Here is an 18665-nt window from a genome sequence, read left to right as displayed (position 1 = left end):
CCCCCTTACTCGTTGTTCGGGGGTGCGGGCGCGGGCTGGCTGCTGGGAGTTTTGGGTGCGCTGGTTCCGGTTTACGCGTGGTTGCGGAGCAGCTCTGTGACTCGCTGTGGTTTGCGGGTGCTGAATAGCCAGTACGGGGTCGGGTCTGCTGGGTCGGTCAGGGTGATGCGGACCGCCGGGCCTACCCAGCCTCGGTGGAGGACGAAGGCGGCGGGGTCTGCGTCTCGGCCCAGGGCGTGGCGTTTCGCGTCTTTTTCCACGACGGTGATGTCGCCGACGTAGCGCAGCGGCAGGTGGGCGTCGCCGACCCAGAGTTCGGGGTCGTCGCCTGCGGTGATCTTGATTTTCGCCCGTCCGAGAGAGAGCAGGAGGGCGGCCATGACCGGGACGGCGACGGCCAGCGGGATCCACATCGGGACGGACGGGTAGCCCAGGTGGACTTCGACGCCGAGCAGGATCTCTCCGGCCATCGGCAGGGGCCAGCCCCACCACGGCAGGTAGAGCCGTTCGGAGTGTGCGACGACGCCCGTCGCGGCGGTGTTCACGCGGTCAGCCACACCGCAAGGGTAGTCTCGCCGCCCGTGTCCAGCGTTCAGGTCCTCCTCCAGCGGCTCGACCCCGAAGTCCCGCCGCCCGCCTATGCCCGGCCCGGCGACGCCGGGGCCGATCTCGTCACCACCTCGGATATCGTGCTCGGGCCCGGCGAGCGCGGGGTCGTCGGCACCGGGGTCGCGATCGCGCTGCCTCCCGGGTACGCCGGGTTCGTGCACCCGCGCTCCGGGCTCGCGGCGCGCGTCGGATTGTCGGTGGTCAACACTCCCGGCACGATCGACTCGGGCTACCGCGGCGAGATCAAGGTCTGCCTCGTCAACCACGACCCGCGCGAGAAAATCGTGCTGGCGCGCGGCGACCGGATCGCGCAGCTGGTGGTGCAGAGAGTGGAGCACGCGGAGTTCGTCGAGGTCGCCGAACTCGAACCGACCGAACGCGGCGCGGGAGGTTACGGCTCGACCGGCGGACACGCCACACTGGCACCCGGCGCCGGAGACACCGGCGCGGGCACCGGGGAAGGAACGGAACGATAGTGGGGATTTTCGGACGCAAGCGCCGGTCCGGCGACGACGAGACCGGAGGCGTCGCTTCCGGGCGCGAAAGCGTCGAAGCCGACGACGCGCTCGAACCCGAGGACCAGCTGTCGGAGACAACCGACGGCCCGTTCGACGTCAGCGAGGCCGAAGAAGACGGCATCCCGCGCATCGACCTGGGCTCGGTCCGCGTACCGGTGCCCGACGGTTCGCAGGTGCAGGTCGAAATGGACCCGGAGGAAGGCGGCGTGCGCGCGGTGCACGTCGTGACCGAAGTCGGGCAGATCACCGTCAGCGCCTACGCGGCCCCGAAATCCGGCGGCCTGTGGCGCGAAGTGAGCAACGAATTGGCGGACCAGCTCCGCGCGGACGGCGCGAAGGTCAACGTCGGCCGAGGCGAATGGGGCATGGAACTGTCCGCGATCGTCGGCGACGTAGCCCTGCGCTTCGTAGGCGTAGACGGCCCGCGCTGGATGCTGCGCGGCGTAATCGCCGGCCCGCAATCCACCGCCTCGCAAGCCCCGGAAGTACTGCGAGCGATCGTCCGCCGCACCGTAGTAGACCGAGGCAACAACCCGATGCCGGTGCGCACCCCGCTCCCCATCACCCTCCCCGACGCAGTCGCCCAGCACATCGCGGAACAACAACAAGGCTGACCGCACTCACCTCACGACAGAGGCCCTCACGGACACAATTTCCGTGAGGGCCTCTTTCAAGCAGCCCCTCACAACCCTAAAAACCGCACCGCTGCACCCAAACAGCGAGGCACCCACACCTCCCCCCGCCCCCGATACGAAGCCTCCCTGCGGTTCGGGGGTGCTTGTCAAGGCATCTTTCCCGCCTTGACAAGCACCCCCGAACCGTCAGCACAATCAAACTTCGGGGGCCCCACGCAACCCATCAAGGCGCAATGTCGCCCGCCAGGGCGACGAGCCGTCACCCCAACAAAGCCCCCAAAAACGCCAAAACAGTCACCCTCCCCAACGCCTCCCGATCCACCCCGACAGCAGCAAGCGACGTCTCCCGATACCGCCCCCGAGGCAACGCCCCAGCCCACCCCCGCGCCACGTCAGCAGGATGAACCGGATCATCCGCACACCCCCCGACCCCGGCCGGAACCCCCACCCGCCGCAATTCCCCCAACGTCGGCGCCCGCCTCCCAGCAGCCACCCGCAACCCAGCCTCCAGCCCGCCCCCGTGCCGCCGCCAAGCCCGCCCCAGCTCGTCCCCGAGCCACCCCGGACTCCCCGCCGCCGCGGCAGCCAACGCCCCCTCGACCCCGGCATCAGCCACCAGATCCGCCGTGACCGTCGCAGCCATCGCCGCGGGCGCTGACCCGGATTCCCCGTTCCAAGCCGGGAGCGCCGCCAGCAGCCCCCCGCAACGCCCGGGATTCGCCACCGCCCACTCCGCCGCGAGATGCGCCCCGAACGAAATCCCGCCGGCGAGCACGGTCCCGTACCGGTCAGCGAGACGGTCCAGCTCCGCCAGAAACTCCTCCGCGAGACCCTTCCCGGGAACCGGCGCGGGCGTGATCAACGGCACCCCCAGCGCCGCGAGCGGCCCGCCGAACACCGACCGCACGAAGACCTCGTCGGAGCCCGTGCCGGGCAGCAGGACGGCGACCGGGAGACGGATTGCGGACGTCACGTTGCGATCTTGCCGCAAACCCGTTTCCCTGGCTGGGACCGCAGCTACGCTGGAACACGCACGGGCCGAACGAAGTCGGGGGCCCCGGAGCACAGGAGCACACCATGTCCGCCAAGGACGGCGGCTACTTCAGCCGGTTGGTTCGCAAGCTGACCAGCGACGTCGAGGACCTCGACGCCGACGAGATGTCCGAGAGGTCGGGTGCCGAAGGCGCGCAGCGCGCCTGTGACTGCCGGTCCGGCGAAGAGGTGACGGTGCTCGGGAGGCTGCGCAGCGTCGAGCTGTCGCCGACCGACGGGCCCGCCTCGCTGCAGGCGGAGCTGTTCGACGGCACGCAGGGCGTGACGCTAATCTGGCTGGGCAGGCGCCGGATTCCCGGAATCGAACCCGGCCGCACTGTCAAGGTCCGCGGCCGGATGGCCGAAAGGGATGGGCAGAAGGTGCTCTACAACCCGTATTACGAACTCCAGAGCCCGGTAGGGTGATCGACTCTCGTGACTGAACCCGCTGCTCCCCGCGACGAGAAGGCCGCGCCCGGAAACGGCGACGAGCCCGAGCGGCAGCCGACGCTGATGGAGCAGATGGGCGGGGTGTCCGGCCTGTTCTACTCCTCGGTGCCGGTCATCGTGTTCGTCCTGCTGAACGCGTTCTTCGGGCTCACCGTGGCGATCTGGGGCTCGATCGGCAGCGCGGTGGCGATCACCGTCCTGCGCGTCGTGCGCAAGGAACCGCTGCAGCCGGCGATCTCGGGGTTCTTCGGCGTCGCGATCGCGGCGTTCATCGCGTTCCGCACCGGGTCCGCGAAGGGGTTCTTCCTCTTCGGCATCTGGGCCAGCCTCGCCTACTGCGCCGTGTTCGTGATCTCGGTGCTGGTGCGCTGGCCGCTGGCGGGCGTCGTGTGGAACGCGCTCAACGGCAACGGCACCGCCTGGCGCAAGGACAAGCCGTCCCGCTACGGCTACGACGTAGCGACGCTCGCGATGGCCGTCATCTTCGCCGCCCGGTTCGTGGTGCAGCGCTGGCTGTACGACGGCGACCAGACCGGCTGGCTCGCGTTCGCCAAGATCGCGATGGGCTACCCGCTCTACGCGATCGGGCTGCTGGTGGTCGTGTGGGCGGTGCGCCGCTCCGACAAGCGGCTGAAGGCGCTCGCCGAGGAAGAGCCGACGCCGGAAACCGACGAGCAGGTGGAAGCGCGGCTGCGGGAAAAGTACGCGCAGGCGCCGACTCCGGAAACCTGATCCGGCGCACGAAAAAGGGCGGGCCCGTCGCGGGCCCGCCCTTTTTCGCGGTTCAGTAGCCGAGCGCCGTGCGGATCTCGGGTTCGACGTCCGAGGTCGCGACGAACAGCAGCTCGTCGCCCGCCTCCAGCGGGTCCTCCGGCTGCGGCACGATCACCCGGTCGCCGCGCAGGATGGTCACCAGCGCCGCGTCGCGCGGCAGCGCCAGTTCGCTCACCGGCTTGCCCGCCAGCGGCGTCTCCTCCGGCAGGGTGAGTTCCACGAGGTTCGCCTGCCCCTGCCGGAACGTCATGAGCCGCACCAGGTCGCCGACGCTCACCGCCTCCTCGACCATCGCGGCGAGCATCCGCGGGGTCGACACGGCCACGTCGACGCCCCACGCGTCGGTGAACAGCCATTCGTTGGCCGGGTTGTTCACCCGCGCCACCACGCGGCGCACGGCGAACTCCGTCTTCGCCAGCAGCGACACCACGAGGTTCGCCTTGTCGTCGCCGCTCGCCGCGATCACGACGTCGCAGCGCTCGATGCCGGACTCCTCGAGGATCGACACCTCGCACGCGTCGCCGAGGACCCAATCGGCCTGCGGAACGGATTCCGGCTCGAACTGGTCGGCGTCGCGCTCGATCAGCATCACCTGGTGGTTGCCGTCGATGAGCTCGGCGGCGATGGACTGCCCGACGGCTCCCGCGCCCGCGATCGCGACCCGCATCAGTTCTCCTCCTCGGGGGCGCGAGCGGCCAGGCTCGTCACGTCTCCGACGGTGCCCGAGCGCGCCGCCACCCACACGTCGTCGTCGGCCTGCACGACGGTCTTCGCGTCCGGCAGCACGGCGGTGCCGAACCGCATCATGAACGCCACCCGCGCGCCGGTGGTCTCCTGCAGCTCGCGCACGCTGCGGCCGACCCAGCCCTCGTGCAGCGGCAGCTGCAGCAGCGCGACGTTGCCGGACGGATCGCGCCACGCGGAGGCGACGCCGTCGGGCAGCAGGGTGCGCAGGAACCGGTCGGTCGTCCACGGCACGGTCGCGACGGTCGGGATGCCCAGCCGCTCGTACACCGCGGCGCGCTTGTGGTCGTAAATGCGCGCGACCACGTGCTCGACGCCGAAGTTCTCGCGCGCGACCCGCGCGGAGATGATGTTGGAATTGTCGCCGCTCGACACGGCCGCGAAAGCGCCCGCGCGCTCGATCCCGGCTTCGATGAGCACTCGGCGGTCGAAACCGACCCCGACGACCTGCTGACCCTGGAAATCGCTGCCCAGACGGCGGAACGCCTGCTGGTTCTTGTCGATGACGGCCACGTCGTGGCCCAGCCGCTCCAGCGCCGCGGCCAGGGACGCGCCTACGCGGCCGCATCCCATGATCACCACGTGCACGCTTAGCCTCCTCGCAGGGTGCGGATGACCCGTCGGTGGGTACCCTCGGACACCAGCGCCGAACCTACCTTGTCCTTTGTCGGGGCACCCTCCCGGTCAGCTCCGCCGTCCTCCCCTCCACCGCCCTCAGCGGAGGAGCTTCGCTCCGCTGTACATTCTGCAGGTGTCGAAGTTCCCGACAGTGCTGAAGCGGCTGGTCCTAGGACGTCCGTTCCGCAGCGACCGTCTCTCCCACACCTTGTTGCCCAAGCGCATCGCGCTGCCCATTTTCGCCTCCGACGCGCTGTCCAGCGTGGCCTACGCACCGGAGGAGATCTTCCTGACGCTGAGCGTCGCGGGCCTGTCCGCGTACGCCTTCGCGCCGTGGATCGGCATCGCGGTCGCGCTGGTCATGCTCGTGGTCGTCGCGTCGTACCGGCAGAACGTGCACGCGTACCCGAGCGGCGGCGGCGACTACGAGGTCGCGACGACCAACCTCGGCGGGAAATTCGGCCTGACGGTGGCGAGCGCGCTGCTGGTCGACTACGTGCTGACGGTCGCGGTGTCCACTTCGTCCGGCGTCGCGAACATCGGCTCGGCGATTCCGTGGGTGGCCAACCACAAGGTGCTCGCCGCAGTGGTGATCGTGGCCGTGCTGACGGCGCTGAATCTGCGCGGAGTGCGCGAATCCGGCAAAGCGTTCGCGATCCCGACTTACGGATTCATCGCGGGCATCCTGATCATGGTCGTCTGGGGGCTGTTCCGGACCGTCGCCGGCACCGAGATGCGCGCCGAGAGCGCCGGTTTCACGCTGCACGAGGAAGGCAACTGGGCGGGCCTCGCGTTCGTCTTCCTGATCCTGCGGTCGTTCTCCTCCGGCGCGGCGGCGCTGACCGGGGTCGAGGCGATCAGCAACGGCGTGCCCGCGTTCCGGAAGCCGAAGTCGAAGAACGCGGCCACCACGCTGCTGCTGATGGGCGTGCTCGCGGTGACGATGCTCGTCGGCATCATCACACTGGCGATCGTCACGAAGGTGAACTTCGCCGAGGACCCGGCGCGGCAGCTGGCCGGCGCGCCCGCGGGCTACGAGCAGAAGACGATCGTCGCGCAGATCGCGCACGCGGTGTTCGCCGACTTCCCGCCCGCGTTCTACTACATCTCGTTCTCCACCGGCATCATCCTGCTGCTGGCCGCGAACACCGCGTTCAACGGCTTCCCGGTGCTCGGCTCGATCCTCGCCCAGGACCGCTACCTGCCGCGGCAGCTGCACACCCGCGGCGACCGGCTGGCGTTCTCCAACGGCATCCTGTTCCTCGCGATTTTCGCGCTCGTGCTGATCATCGCGTTCGACGCCGAGGTCACCCGGCTGATCCAGCTGTACATCGTGGGCGTGTTCGTGTCGTTCACGGTGAGCCAGGCGGGCATGATCCGGCACTGGAACCGGTTGCTGGCCAAGGAGACCGAACCGGCGGCGCGGCGGCGGATGCGCCGTTCGCAGACGGTGAACGCGATCGGCCTGACCATGACCGGCACCGTGCTGGTGATCGTGCTGATCACGAAGTTCCTGCTCGGCGCGTGGATCGCGATCGCGGCGATGGTGGCGATTTTCGCGCTGATGACCGCGATCCGGAAGCACTACGACCGGGTGTCCGAGGAACTCAAGGACATGGGCGACGCGCCGACCGTGCTGCCCTCGCGCAACCACGCGATCGTGCTGGTGTCCAAACTGCACCGGCCGACGCTGCGCGCGCTGGCCTACGCGAAGGCGATGCGCCCGGACGTGCTCGAGGCGGTCACGGTCAACGTGGACGACGCCGACACCCGGGCGCTGACCCAGGAATGGGAAGCGCACAAATTCAAGGTGCCGCTGAAGGTCGTCGAATCGCCGTACCGGGAAATCACGAAGCCGGTGCTGGACTACGTGAAGCGGGTTCGCGGGGCCAATCCGCGCGACGTGGTCACGGTGTTCATCCCGGAGTACGTCGTGGGGCACTGGTGGGAACAGGTGCTGCACAACCAGAGTGCGTTGCGGCTCAAGGGAAGGCTGCTGTTCCAGCCGGGTGTGGTCGTGGCGAGCGTACCGTGGCAGCTGGAGTCGTCGCAGAAGGCGGTCGCGCGGCTGCGCAAGGCCCGCCCGTCCGCCGGCGACGTGCGGCGCGGTTTCACGCCAACGACCCCTCGTCCCGCGGACGCTCCGAAGCCAGCCCCTGCTACTAAGGAATCATCAGAATGACCGAGAGCTGGCTAGGCCGGATCCTGGAATTGGAAGTCGGCCCAGTCGCGCACGGCGGACACTGTGTGTCGCGGGTGGACGGACGAGTGCTGTTCGTGCGGCACGCGCTGCCCGGCGAACGCGTTCGCGCCGAAGTGACCGAAGACAAGGGCGGTTCGTTCTGCCGGGCCGACGCGATCGAGGTGCTCAGCGGCTCCGAACACCGGGTGACTCCGCCGTGCCCGCTCGCCGCCCCTGGCGGTTGCGGAGGGTGCGACTGGCAGCACGCCGAACCGGCCTACCAGCGGGAACTGAAGGCCGCGGTGGTGGCCGAGCAGCTGCAGCGGCTCGCCGGGATCACCCGGGACGTGGTCGTGGAACCGCTCGAAGGCGGTCCGCTCGGCTGGCGCAGCCGGGTGCGGCTCGTTGCCGGACGCGACGGGCGAGCCGGTTTGCGGGCCCACCACAGCCACCGCGTCATCCCGATCGACGACTGCCCGATCGCGATCCCGGGCTCGCTCGGCACCGCGCTGGGCAAGCGCTGGCGGCCGGGCACCGAACTGGAAGTCACCAGCGACGGCGACAACCACCTCCACCTGCGCGAACTCGCCACGGTGCGCGGACAGACGCAAGGCAAGCAGCTGTCCGGCGGGATGGCGATCCAGCACGCGGCCGGCCGCGACTGGCGGCTCGACGCGCACGGCTTCTGGCAGGTCCACCCGCAAGCGGCGGACACGCTGGCGGGCTTGGTCCGAGAATGGGCGGACGCGCCGCGCGGCGGGGTCGCCTGGGACTTGTACGCCGGGGTCGGCCTGTTCGCCTCGGTGCTGGCCGACCAGGTCGGCCCGGACGGCGAGGTGCTGGCCATCGAATCCGGCCGGCGCGCGGTGGCCGACGGCGAGCGCAATCTCGCCGACCTGCCGCAGGTGAGATGGCGTTCCGGTCGCGTGGAACACCTCATCGACGACGCCCCGACCCCGGTCGACGTGGTGGTCCTCGACCCGCCGCGCAAGGGAGCCGGCCGAGCGGTCGTCAACGCGATCGCCGCGGGCGAACCGGACCGGATCGTCTACGTGGCCTGCGACCCGGCGGCGTTGGCGAGGGACGTGCAGTTCTTCTCGGAACACGGGTATTCGCTGACGGATCTGCGGGCTTTCGACGCGTTCCCGATGACGCATCACGTGGAGTGTGTCGCGCTGCTGCAGTGATTTTAGTGCGCCCGTTGGGCTTTGCCGCCCCTCGGCCCGGACGGGCGCACGGTTTTCCGCCGCGCTTCAGATCGCTTGTCCCGCAACGAAATCCGTGCCCTCAGCGTGACTTCGCCGGGGAGTGTTGCCGCACGGATGGTCACGATTCGGTCACGCGAGAACCTCAGCGCGCTCGCTGGCGACTGACCTGGTGTGCACCGGAGAAGGTGCGCTCCGGCAGTCGCCGGGGGACGAGGCGAGGGGTGGACGTGATTCTGCGCAAGATGTTGTCGCTGGCGGTTGTTCTGCTGAGGAGCCGCCGCCGAACCGGCACCCGGTGGAGAACCTGCGGGCCGACCGGAGGTCCGCACCGTCTCGCGCGTACTCGGTTAGGGGCGGAGCCAGCGGTCGAACCAGGCACGCGTCCGGAGCAGGATGTCGAGCTGGTGCTGGCGTTCCCGGATCGAGTGCCCCTCTCGCGGATAGATCACGAACTCGTGCTCGACGCCGAAATGGCGCAGCGCTCGGTGGAAGTACTCGGACTGCCCGAGGGGCACGTTGGTGTCCTCGGCTCCGTGCAAGAGGAGCACCGGAGTGCGAACGCGGCTGGCGTAGGAGATCGGGCTGACCGCGTCGTGCGGATGCGGACCGGCGCCGTCCCATCCGGTGCTGCCGCCGAGCGCGGCTTCGAACTGGCCGTACTCGCCGGTCGCGGCGAGCATGCCCCAGTCGATGACCCCGGCGAGGACCAGCGCGGCGCGAAACCGATCGGTCTGGCCGACGGCCCAGGCGGACAGGAATCCGCCGTGGCTGCCGCCGGCGATGCCCAGCCGATCGGGGTCGGCGATGCCCTCGGCGACGAGCAGGTCGATACCGCTCAGGAGGTCGGTCCATTCCTCCCGTCCGACCCGGCCGGCCACGCTGAGGGCGAACTGGTGGCCGTGGCCCTGTCCGCCGCGCGGGTTGGGCAGGAATACCGCGTAGCCGGAGGTGGCGAGCCATTGCGCGCTGGGGAACCAGAACAGCTGGAGGCGATCGGCGTAGCGGTCGTAGGGACCGCCGTGCGGGATCGTGACGAGCGGGAACGGGCCGTCCGAAACGGATTTCCCGGCCGGCAGCACGAGCAGACCGTCCAGGTCGAGGCCGTCGGCGGCGCGGTAGGCCAGCGGTCGCTGGGAGCCGAACGCGACGCCGTCCAGTTCGGGGCGGGTGTCGGTGATCTTTCGCAGCGGTCCGTTCGGCGGCCCCACGTGGACGTTCGGGGGCTGGTAGCGCATGCCGGCGAGGGCCGCGATCGTCGTGCCCGCGGGGGTGGTGGTGAGGGCATCGAGGAGGCCGGGCTGCTGCTGCAAGGTCGTGGGGCCGGTGGGGTCGAGCCGGGCCAGGGTGGTGTTCAGGCCGTCGGCGAACACCACCAGCGGGGCAGCGTCGGTCTGGTGCAGTCCGGTGGGGCACTTCGGGAAGCCGGAGGTCCGGTTGCGCAGGACGAGGCTGTCCACGGCCAGGTCGAACACGGCGGTGCCGCCTTGCAGAACCGGTGGGGTGAGAGCGAGAAAGCCGAGGTGCCAGCCGTCCTCGCCGGGCCACCAGGCCAGAGAACATGCGTCTGCCCCGACCGCTCCGAGGTCCGCCGTGGCGCCGGTCGTGGGATCGAACAGGTGCAGCTGGCCGGTGCGGGGGCCGTAGTCGTTGTCGCTGCTGGCCTGGGTGAGCACGGCGAGCGGGCCGCCGTCGGGTCGTTGCCGCAGTTCCACGACGTGCCGGTCGCCGAAAACCTCCGGAGTGGTGACCAGGCCAGTGCGCAGGTCGAGCAGCCGCAACCGGGCACGGGGTTCGCGCTCTCCGACGACAATGGCGTCGTTCCGGTCCCGGGCGCGGCGGGCGTCCTGGTCGGTGGGTTCGTCGCAAGCGAGCAGGGCGATCAGGATGGGGTCGGCGAGCGGCAGGTAATCGACGATGCCGGAGCGCCAGGCGGTCAGCGCGGCTGCCGCGCCGTCGGCGAGGACGAGCCGGTGCACCTGCGCGGTGCCGCGATCGGCTCGGTCGGACAGGAAAAACAGCGTGCTCGAGTCCGCGGACCAGCGCGGGCGGGATTCCGTTGCGGTGTCTGCGGTCGCCCGGCGCGCCGTGGCGGGGTCGTCGGTGTCAACGAGCCAGAGTTCGGTGTCGAAGCGGGCACCGGTCCGGCTGAGCGGCGAGAGGACGTAGCAGAGCAGATGCCCGTTCGGGGCAAGGGCGGGGGTCTGCGGTGCACGACCATCAACCACGAGTTCGGCGGTCAGACCAGACATGGGACCAGTCTGCCCATCTCGCCGGCGCAGCACGCGCTCGAGGCAGCGCAGGTGGATACGAGGTCGATCGGCGGGTGGTTGTGCCGTATCAGGACACAACCACCCGCCGGAAGATCAGCCCCGGTCTTCCTTCAGCAAGTCCGCGCACTTCTCGCCGATCGCCATCGTCGTGATGCACGGGTTCACCGTGACCAGGAACGGCATCACCGAAGCGTCGGCCACCCGCAGGCCCTCGACGCCGCGGACGCGCAGCCGCTCGTCCAGCACCGCCTCCGGGTCGCCGTCCGCGCCCATCCGGGCCGTGCACGCCGGGTGGTACACGGTGTTGTGCGTTTTGCGCAGGTAGTCGGCGATCTCGTCGTCGGTCGTGCAGTCGCGGCCCGGCGCGAGTTCGGTGCCCGCCCATTCGTCGAGGGCGGGCTGGGCGGCGATTTCGCGGGCGAGCTTCACGCCGTAGGTCATCACGCGCATGTCGTACTCGTCGGTGAAATACCGCGGGTCGACCCGGGGCTTGTCGCGGAAGTCGCGCGTGCGCAGCCGCACGGTGCCTCGCGATCGGCTGCGCGTCACGTTCGGCGTGAGGCAGAAGCCGTTCTCCGTCGTCGGGTAGCCGTGCCGGACGGTGTTCAGGTCGAAGGGCACCGAACCGTAGTGGAACATCAGGTCCGGGCGGTCCAGGCCCTCCTCGGTCATGGTGAAAATGCCGATTTCCCACCACTGCGTGGATTCGGTGACCATCGGCTGCAGGGCGTCCCACATCACCAGGCCCTCGGGGTGGTCCTCGAGGTTCGAGCCGACGCCCGGCGAGTCCACGAGCACCTCCACGCCGACCTCGCGCAGGTGCTCGGCGGGCCCGATCCCGGACAGCATCAGCAGTTTCGGCGTGTCGATCGCGCCGGAGCTGACCACGACCTCGCGGCGCGCGGTGATCGTGCTGTGGTGGATGAGATCCCCGTCCAGCACCTCGACGCCGGTGCAGCGGCGGCCGTCGAACAGCAGCCGCTTCGCCCGTGCGCCGGTGCGGATCTCCAGGTTCGGCCGCTTGCCCATGATCGGGTGCAGATAGGACACCGACGCCGAAGACCGGGTGCCGTCCTCGCGGGCGTTGATCTGGAACCAGTTCGCGCCGTGGGTGACGGTCTTGCCGGAGTTGAACTCGGTCGTCGGGATGCCCGCCTGGGCGCACGCGGACAGCAGCGCCGCGCCCGCCGGGTCCTTCGGCGGGACCGAGCGGATGGTGACCGGGCCGGAGCGGCCGTGGTGGTCGCCGGGGCCGTCGTTGGTCTCGAGCCTCTTGTACAGCGGGAAAATGTCCGCGGCCGACCAGCCGGGCAGGCCCAGCGAAGCCCATTCGTCGAGGTCCTCGGCCGGGGCCCAGAACGCGATGCACGAGTTGTGCGACGAGCAGCCGCCGAGCACCTTCGCGCGGGCCTGGCGCAGGTAGGAGTTGCCCGCCTCCTGCGGCTCCACCAGGTAGTCCCAGTCGTATCCGGACTCCAGCAGGCCCATCCAGCGGGTCAGCTCCAGCACCTCCGGCACGTCCGTGTCGGACGGTCCGGCCTCGAGGAGGCAGACGGTCACGTCCGGATCCTCGGACAGCCGGGCGGCCACCACCGATCCGGCCGTTCCGCCGCCGACCACCACGTAGTCGAACTCGCTTGCGCTCACCGGGAAACCTCCTCGTCGGGCACGGGGGCGGCGGCGTGGTCCGCCAGCACCCCGACCTTGTGCCGTTGCACGAACCAGTAGTAGGCGAAGCCGCCGGCCGCGAAGACGCCGACGAACAACACCGAAATCCACTTCAGATACCAGTGGAAGGGCGGGGAAGCGTTGTAGATCTCGTTGCGGGGCCAGGCCAGGTTGACCGTCATCGCGCCGCCCCACAGGACCGCGAGCACGTTCACCGGCAGCCCCCAGCGGCCGAGGGAGAACCGGCCGGCCGGCGTGCCCTCGCGCGGCCAGCGCCCGCGCAGGCGGCGGATCAGCATCGGCACCGTCACGAGGAGGTAGGACAGGTAGATCAGGATGATCGCGAGGCTGGTGACGGCCGAGAAGATCTGCGTGGAGTTGATGTTCAGCACCAGCAGCGCGATCGCGAGCACGCCGATCACGATCGCGGGCAGCACCGGGGTGCCGGTGGTCTTGTTGACCCGCGCCAGTTTCCGGCCGCCGGGCAGCGCGTTGTCCCGGGCCATCGCGAACGCGATCCGGATCGCCGCGGTGTGCACCGCCAGCACGCACACGGTGATCGCGATGAACACCACGAACAGGAACACCCGTCCGATGGCCGGGCCGAGCGCGTCGGTGAGCACGTACTGCAGGCCGACCGTGCCGAGTTCCGGCGCGTGGATGTTGCCGACCGCCATGAGCGCGAACAGGATGATCAGCCCGCCCAGCACGAAGGAGGCCACCAGGGCACGCAGAATCGCCTTCGGCGCGTTGCGGTGCGGGTTCAGCGATTCCTCGCCGAGCGACGCGGCGGTGTCGAAGCCGTACATCACGTACGACGAGGCGATGCCGGCGATCAGGAACGCGCCGAGGTAGCCGGACGAATGCCCGGCCTCGGTGCCGTTCGTCTCGGTCACCACCGACGGGCCGCGCACGAAATGGAAAGCGAGGAACACCACCAGCAGCACCGCGAACAGCAGTTCCACGAACACGCCCGCGCTGTTGATCCGCGCCATCAGCTTCACGCCGAACGCGTTCACCAGCGTGGTGAACACGATCAGCACGGTGGCCAGCAGCACGCCGTTGGCCGCGTCGCTGGTCCCCGTGCCGTCGCCGATGAACTGGAAGAACGACGTGATCTGCGGCAGCGTCCGCTGGTAGGCGAGCGCGGTCGCGGAGATCGAGACGATCGAGGCCAGCAGCATCATCCAGCCGGCCATCCACGCGATGTGCGGATTGCTGAGCTTCTTCGCCCAGTTGTAGACCGACCCGGCGACCGGATACTGCGCGGCCAGTTCGGCGAAGCAGAGCGCCACCATCAGCTGCCCGACGAACACCGCGGGCCAGGACCACCAGTAGGCGGGCCCGCCCTCGGAGAGGCCGAGGTAGGACAGCTGGAACACCCCGGTCAGCACCGAGATGTAGCTGATGCCGGCGGCGAAGGTGTGGAAGCTGCCGAGCGTTCTCTTGAGCTGGTTGGTGTAGCCGAATTCGCCGAGTTCGCGGTCGCCGGTGTCGCTCAAGGGCAGGTTCCTTTCGGTGGGGGAGGGGGGATCAGCCGGAGAACCAGTGCTGGGGACCGGGCTTGAGGTTCTGGTGGATGTGCTTGACCTCGGTGTATTCGGCCAGCCCGGTCGGGCCGAGTTCGCGGCCGAACCCGGACTGCTTGTAGCCGCCCCATTCGGCCTGCGGCAGGTACGGGTGGTAGTCGTTGATCCACACCGTGCCGTGCCGGAGCCGGTTCGCGACGCGCTGGGCGCGGGCGGCGTCCTGGGTGAACACGCCGCCGGCCAGGCCGTAGTGGGTGTCGTTGGCGATGCGGACCGCGTCGTCCTCGTCGGTGAACGTCTCGACGGTCAGCACCGGCCCGAACGACTCCTCGACGACGGCGGTGCTGCCCTGCTTCACGTTGTCGAGGATCGTCGGCAGGTAGTAGAAGCCGTCCTGCAGAGCCGGGTCGTCCGGACGCTTCCCGCCGGTGCGCAGGACCGCGCCCTCCTCGATCGCGGTGGCGACGTAGCGCTCGACCTTCTCGCGGTGCGCGGCGGAGATCAGCGGCCCGGTCTCGGCGTTCTCGTCGAACGGCCCGCCGAGGCGGATCCGCTCGGCGCGCCGCACGAGTTCGTCGACGAACTCGTCGTGCCATTCCCGCTGGACGATCAGCCGCGCGCCGGCCGAGCAGACCTGGCCGGAGTGCAGGAACACCGCGGTCAGCGCGTAGTCGACGGCGGTCTCGAAATCCGCGTCGGCGAACACGACGTTCGGGTTCTTGCCGCCGAGTTCGAGCGCGACCTTCTTCACCGTCGCCGCGGCGTTCGCCGCAATCACCCGACCGGTGGCCAAACCGCCGGTGAACGACACGAGGTCGACGTCCGGGTGCTCCGACAGCGGCGCGCCGGCCGTCGGGCCCGCGCCGAGCACCAGGTTCGCGACGCCGCCGGGCAGCCCGGCCTCGGCCAGCAGGCGCATGAACAGGATCGAGGTGTGCGGGGTCAGCTCGCTCGGTTTCAGCACGAACGTGTTGCCCGCGGCCAGGGCCGGGGCGATCTTCCACACCGTCTGCAGCAGCGGGTAGTTCCACGGGGTGATCAGGCCGCAGACGCCGACCGGTTCGTGCACGATCCGGCTGAACGAATCGGGACTGCCGGTGTCCACGACGCGGCCCGCCTCGTTGCCCGCGAGCTTGCCGAAATACCGAAGGCACGCCGCGATGTCGCTCATGTCGTAGCGGCTCTCCACCAGGCGTTTGCCGGTGTCGAGCGATTCGGCGCGGGCGAATTGCTCCGCGTCGCGGTCGAGCAGGTCGGCCGTGCGCAGCAGCAGGTTTCCGCGCTCGGCCGCGGGGGTAGCCGGCCAGGGTCCGGTGTCGAACGCCCGGCGGGCCGCGGCGATGGCGGCCTCGGTGTCCTCCGCGGTCGCTTCGGCGACCTCGGCGACGAGGCTGCCGTCCGCGGGGCACCGGATCTCGCGTCGCCCTCCTGCGCGCGCGTCCACCCATTCGCCGCCGATGTACAAGTCCGCCATGGGGTCCTCTCGAGCTCGGGGTCCGTCCGGGATTATCACGGCCACGCGGGGTGACCGCGACTTGACCGACCGGCCTCGTGATCTTCCCCGCTCGTGGAGTTGCGTTCCGCCCGCGGTTGTGATCCGGGACGCGGGCGGCCGGTCCCAGGTGGCGGCCGTCCGTAGACTGGCCGGAACCGGCGGAGGAAGAAACGGACGGGGTGGAGCGGTGACCATGCTGGACTCGGTGCACGGACCGGCGGACCTGAAGCGCATGAGCGTCGAGGACCTCGGGGAGCTGGCGGCCGAGATCAGGGACTTCCTCGTGGACAAGGTCCGCCGCAGCGGCGGCCACCTCGGCCCCAACCTGGGCGTCGTCGAGCTGACCCTGGCGCTGCACCGGGTGTTCGATTCGCCGCGCGACGCGATCGTGTGGGACGTCGGGCACCAGGCGTACGTGCACAAGATCGTCACCGGGCGGCACGGCGACTTCGACAAGCTGCGCCAGCAGGGCGGCCCCACCGGGTACCCGTGCCGCAGCGAGAGCGAGCACGACCTGGTGGAGAACAGCCACGCGTCCGCCGCGCTGTCCTATGTGGACGGAATGGCGAAGGCGTTCGAGCTGTCCGGCGGCCCGCGCAGGCACGCGGTCGCGGTGGTCGGCGACGGCGCGCTCACCGGCGGCATGTGCTGGGAGGCGCTCAACAACATCGCCGGGCGCAAGGACCGCCCGGTCGTGATCGTGGTCAACGACAACGGCCGGTCGTACTCGCCGACCATCGGCGGGATGGCCGACCACCTCGCGTCGCTGCGGCTGCAGCCGGGCTACGAGCGGCTGCTGGACGGCGGCCGCGAACTGCTGCGCAGCACCCCGGTGGTGGGCAAGCCGATCTACGCCGCGCTGCACGCGGCCAAGGCGGGCATCAAGGACGCGCTGAGCCCGCAGGTGATGTTCTCCGACCTCGGCCTGAAATACCTCGGCCCGGTCGACGGGCACGACCTGGTCGCGCTGGAGAAGGCGTTCCAGAGCGCGCGGGCGTTCGGCGGCTCGGTGATCGTGCACGTGGTCACCGAGAAGGGCCACGGCTACGCGCCCGCGGTGAACCACCAGGCCGACCAGATGCACCAGACCGACCCGATCGACCCGGAGACCGGCCTGCCGCCGGTGAAGGGCCCGAGCTGGACCGGCGTGTTCGGCGACGAGCTGGCGAAGATCGGCGAGGAGCGCGAGGACGTCGTGGCGATCACCGCCGCGATGCTGCGCTCGACCGGCCTGGAGAAGTTCTCCGAGCGCTTCCCGGACCGCTGGTTCGACGTCGGCATCGCCGAACAGCACGCGGTGACGTCCGCGGCCGGCCTCGCGATGGGCGGCTGCCACCCGGTCGTCGCGCTGTACTCGACGTTCCTGAACCGGGCGTTCGACCAGGTGCTGATGGACGTCGCGCTGCACCGCCAGCCGGTGACGTTCGTGCTGGACCGTGCGGGCATCACCGGTCCGGACGGCCCGAGCCACCACGGCATGTGGGACCTGTCGCTGCTGGGCATGGTGCCGGGCATGCGCGTGGCCGCGCCGCGCGACCCGGGGACCCTGCGCGAAGAACTGCGCGAGGCGGTCGCGGTGCAGGACGGCCCGACCGCGCTGCGTTTCTCGAAGGGCAGCGTCGGCCCGGACGTGCCCGCGGTCGAACGCATCGGCACGGTCGACCTGCTGCGCCGGCCCTCGGGTTCGACGGACGTGCTGCTGGTCGCGGTGGGCCCGTTCGCGCAGCTGGCGCTGTCGGCCGCGGACCGGTTGGCGGACCAGGGCATCGGCGTGACGGTCGCCGACCCGCGCTGGGTGGTCCCGGTGCCCGCGGAGCTGGTCGCCTTGGCAGAGCAGCACAAACTCGTGGTGACCGTCGAAGACAGCGGCCGCCACGGCGGTTTCGGCTCGGCGCTGGCGGCGGTGCTGCGGGACGCGGAGTGCGATGTCCCGCTGCGCGACCTCGCGGTTCCGCAGGCGTTCCACGAACACGGGACGCGCGCCGAGGTGCTGGACCGGATCGGCCTGACCGCCCAGGACGTGGCGCGGCGGATCACGGAGTGGGCCTCGGGACGGCTGGGCTCCGACGTGGAGGAGACCGCGGGGGAGAAGCCGCGCGCCTGAATCACGCGACGGAGAGTGTGAATGGCGGGTCCCGGAGCTGGGCCCGCCATTTCGTCTCTCTGGGGCCCGTTCGCTCATCGCGGCGCGCGATAGCAGTGATCCGGGCCGGGCCCTTTCCGGTTTCCGGATTCCCGGAAGAATCAGGGGAAGCAGATCTTCCTCGGTTTCTGGGAAAGGCGGAAAGAATGTCGGAAATCAGCAGGCGCGGTGCGCTCGGGGCGGGCGCGGGAATCGCCGCGGCGACCGCGTTCGGGGCGGCCGCGCCGGCGGGGGCGAGCACTCCGGCGAAACCGGCTCACCTCTTCCCGCTCGCCAAGTCGAAACCCGCGGTCTACGACGGCGGGACGCTGCGCGGGGCCAACGAGCAGACCTTCCCGATGCTGGCCGGTCAGCAGGGTTCGGTGTACCTGGTGCACCTCGACCCCGGCGGCCTGCGCGAACCGCACTGGCATCCGTCCGCGTGGGAGCTGAACTACATCATTTCCGGCACCGCGGACTGGAGCATTCTCGGCACGCACGCCGACGGCAGTTACCACAATGACGTTTTCCGCGCCGGGCCCGGCGATCTCGTCTTCGCCCCGCAGGGATTCTTCCATTATTTCGCGAATTCCAGCGCCACCGAAGGCCTTGACGTGCTCGTCATGTTCAACACCAGCGCCGCGGAGCCGAACGACGACATCGGCATCGTCGGGACGCTGAACTCGCTGCCGAGGGAGGTTCTCGCCGCCTCGTTCGGGGTTCCGGCGTCCGCGTTCGCCGCGGTTCCGAAGGACCTCAAGCCGGTGGTGATCACGCGCCGCCGGTAGTGGCGGCGCCCACACCTCGTACC

Annotated in this window: 16 protein-coding genes; 8 read left to right on the top strand and 8 right to left on the bottom strand. The window is 70.1% G+C overall.

The genetic code is table 11. The features are described from left to right. Positions 1–71: 71 nt before the first annotated feature. The gene (locus F9C12_RS11305) at positions 72–557 is read right to left on the bottom strand and encodes a DUF3093 domain-containing protein (protein WP_409465829.1); all 486 of its coding nucleotides are present in this window, start codon (positions 555–557) and stop codon (positions 72–74) included. Between the two features lie 24 nt (positions 558–581). Between F9C12_RS11305 and dut the strand changes: the two genes are divergently transcribed. Beyond that, on the top strand, positions 582–1085 hold the full coding sequence (gene dut / locus F9C12_RS11300; RefSeq protein ID WP_409181930.1) for a dUTP diphosphatase: 504 nt from the start codon (positions 582–584) through the stop codon (positions 1083–1085). Continuing rightward, complete coding sequence (locus F9C12_RS11295) at positions 1085–1741, top strand: DUF3710 domain-containing protein (protein WP_409181929.1); 657 nt, start codon at positions 1085–1087, stop codon at positions 1739–1741. Before dut ends, F9C12_RS11295 begins: the two co-directional genes overlap by 1 nt. A 280-nt stretch (positions 1742–2021) precedes the next feature. Here the strand turns inward: F9C12_RS11295 and F9C12_RS11290 are convergent, their stop codons facing one another. Then, positions 2022–2735: an alpha/beta fold hydrolase gene (locus F9C12_RS11290; protein ID WP_409465828.1), complete on the bottom strand. Its 714-nt coding sequence runs from the start codon at positions 2733–2735 to the stop codon at positions 2022–2024. Positions 2736–2839: 104 nt separating this feature from the next. On the opposite strand from F9C12_RS11290, the gene F9C12_RS11285 reads away from it, so the two are divergent. Beyond that, positions 2840–3220, top strand: a complete 381-nt coding sequence (locus F9C12_RS11285) for an OB-fold nucleic acid binding domain-containing protein (RefSeq protein WP_009075573.1) — start codon at positions 2840–2842, stop codon at positions 3218–3220. A gap of 9 nt (positions 3221–3229) precedes the next feature. Beyond that, positions 3230–3976: a DUF3159 domain-containing protein gene (locus tag F9C12_RS11280; RefSeq protein ID WP_409181928.1), complete on the top strand. Its 747-nt coding sequence runs from the start codon at positions 3230–3232 to the stop codon at positions 3974–3976. A gap of 52 nt (positions 3977–4028) precedes the next feature. Here the strand turns inward: F9C12_RS11280 and F9C12_RS11275 are convergent, their stop codons facing one another. Then, positions 4029–4685 (bottom strand): potassium channel family protein, encoded by a 657-nt coding sequence (locus tag F9C12_RS11275; protein ID WP_009075577.1) that lies wholly within the window; start codon positions 4683–4685, stop codon positions 4029–4031. Then, on the bottom strand, positions 4685–5350 hold the full coding sequence (locus tag F9C12_RS11270; RefSeq protein WP_037368111.1) for a potassium channel family protein: 666 nt from the start codon (positions 5348–5350) through the stop codon (positions 4685–4687). Before F9C12_RS11270 ends, F9C12_RS11275 begins: the two co-directional genes overlap by 1 nt. 163 nt (positions 5351–5513) lie before the next feature. Between F9C12_RS11270 and F9C12_RS11265 the strand changes: the two genes are divergently transcribed. Together F9C12_RS11265 and F9C12_RS11260 are read left to right on the top strand one after the other, a co-directional pair. Beyond that, a complete protein-coding gene (locus tag F9C12_RS11265) occupies positions 5514–7562 on the top strand; it encodes an APC family permease (RefSeq protein WP_409465827.1) in 2049 nt (682 codons plus the stop codon). Then, positions 7559–8749 carry a class I SAM-dependent RNA methyltransferase gene (locus F9C12_RS11260; RefSeq protein ID WP_409465826.1) on the top strand — a complete coding sequence of 397 codons (1191 nt, stop codon included), beginning with the start codon at positions 7559–7561 and terminating at the stop codon, positions 8747–8749. The genes F9C12_RS11265 and F9C12_RS11260 overlap by 4 nt, the downstream gene beginning before the upstream one ends. Before the next feature lie 368 nt (positions 8750–9117). On the opposite strand, the gene F9C12_RS11255 is transcribed toward F9C12_RS11260, so the two are convergent. The 4 genes from F9C12_RS11255 to F9C12_RS11240 form a co-directional block, all read right to left on the bottom strand. After that, a complete protein-coding gene (locus F9C12_RS11255) occupies positions 9118–11019 on the bottom strand; it encodes a prolyl oligopeptidase family serine peptidase (RefSeq protein WP_409465825.1) in 1902 nt (633 codons plus the stop codon). A gap of 114 nt (positions 11020–11133) precedes the next feature. After that, positions 11134–12687, bottom strand: a complete 1554-nt coding sequence (locus tag F9C12_RS11250) for a GMC family oxidoreductase (RefSeq protein WP_409465824.1) — start codon at positions 12685–12687, stop codon at positions 11134–11136. Beyond that, positions 12684–14210: an APC family permease gene (locus F9C12_RS11245; protein ID WP_409465823.1), complete on the bottom strand. Its 1527-nt coding sequence runs from the start codon at positions 14208–14210 to the stop codon at positions 12684–12686. The genes F9C12_RS11250 and F9C12_RS11245 overlap by 4 nt, the downstream gene beginning before the upstream one ends. Before the next feature lie 31 nt (positions 14211–14241). Further along, positions 14242–15711, bottom strand: a complete 1470-nt coding sequence (locus F9C12_RS11240; protein WP_409181922.1) for an aldehyde dehydrogenase family protein — start codon at positions 15709–15711, stop codon at positions 14242–14244. A 208-nt stretch (positions 15712–15919) separates the two neighbouring features. Between F9C12_RS11240 and dxs the strand changes: the two genes are divergently transcribed. After that, on the top strand, positions 15920–17836 hold the full coding sequence (gene dxs / locus F9C12_RS11235; protein WP_409465822.1) for a 1-deoxy-D-xylulose-5-phosphate synthase: 1917 nt from the start codon (positions 15920–15922) through the stop codon (positions 17834–17836). A 185-nt stretch (positions 17837–18021) separates the two neighbouring features. Next, positions 18022–18642 (top strand): cupin domain-containing protein, encoded by a 621-nt coding sequence (locus tag F9C12_RS11230; RefSeq protein WP_409181920.1) that lies wholly within the window; start codon positions 18022–18024, stop codon positions 18640–18642. Positions 18643–18665: the final 23 nt, after the last annotated feature.

The organism is Amycolatopsis sp. GA6-003 (assembly GCF_046267895.1).
Lineage (GTDB): Bacteria > Actinomycetota > Actinomycetes > Mycobacteriales > Pseudonocardiaceae > Amycolatopsis.
The sequence above is the reverse complement of the archived record's forward strand: the minus strand, read 5'-3'. Positions and strand labels throughout refer to the sequence as shown.

Excerpts from the sequence above, each read along its gene's own strand:
- F9C12_RS11260 (WP_409465826.1), top strand. The coding sequence starts at position 7,559 with ATGACCGAGAGCTGGCTAGGCCGGATCCTGGAATTGGAAGTCGGCCCA.
- F9C12_RS11255 (WP_409465825.1), bottom strand. The coding sequence starts at position 11,019 with ATGTCTGGTCTGACCGCCGAACTCGTGGTTGATGGTCGTGCACCGCAG.
- F9C12_RS11285 (WP_009075573.1), top strand. The coding sequence starts at position 2,840 with ATGTCCGCCAAGGACGGCGGCTACTTCAGCCGGTTGGTTCGCAAGCTG.
- F9C12_RS11230 (WP_409181920.1), top strand. The coding sequence starts at position 18,022 with ATGTCGGAAATCAGCAGGCGCGGTGCGCTCGGGGCGGGCGCGGGAATC.
- F9C12_RS11275 (WP_009075577.1), bottom strand. The coding sequence starts at position 4,685 with ATGCGGGTCGCGATCGCGGGCGCGGGAGCCGTCGGGCAGTCCATCGCC.
- F9C12_RS11240 (WP_409181922.1), bottom strand. The coding sequence starts at position 15,711 with ATGGCGGACTTGTACATCGGCGGCGAATGGGTGGACGCGCGCGCAGGA.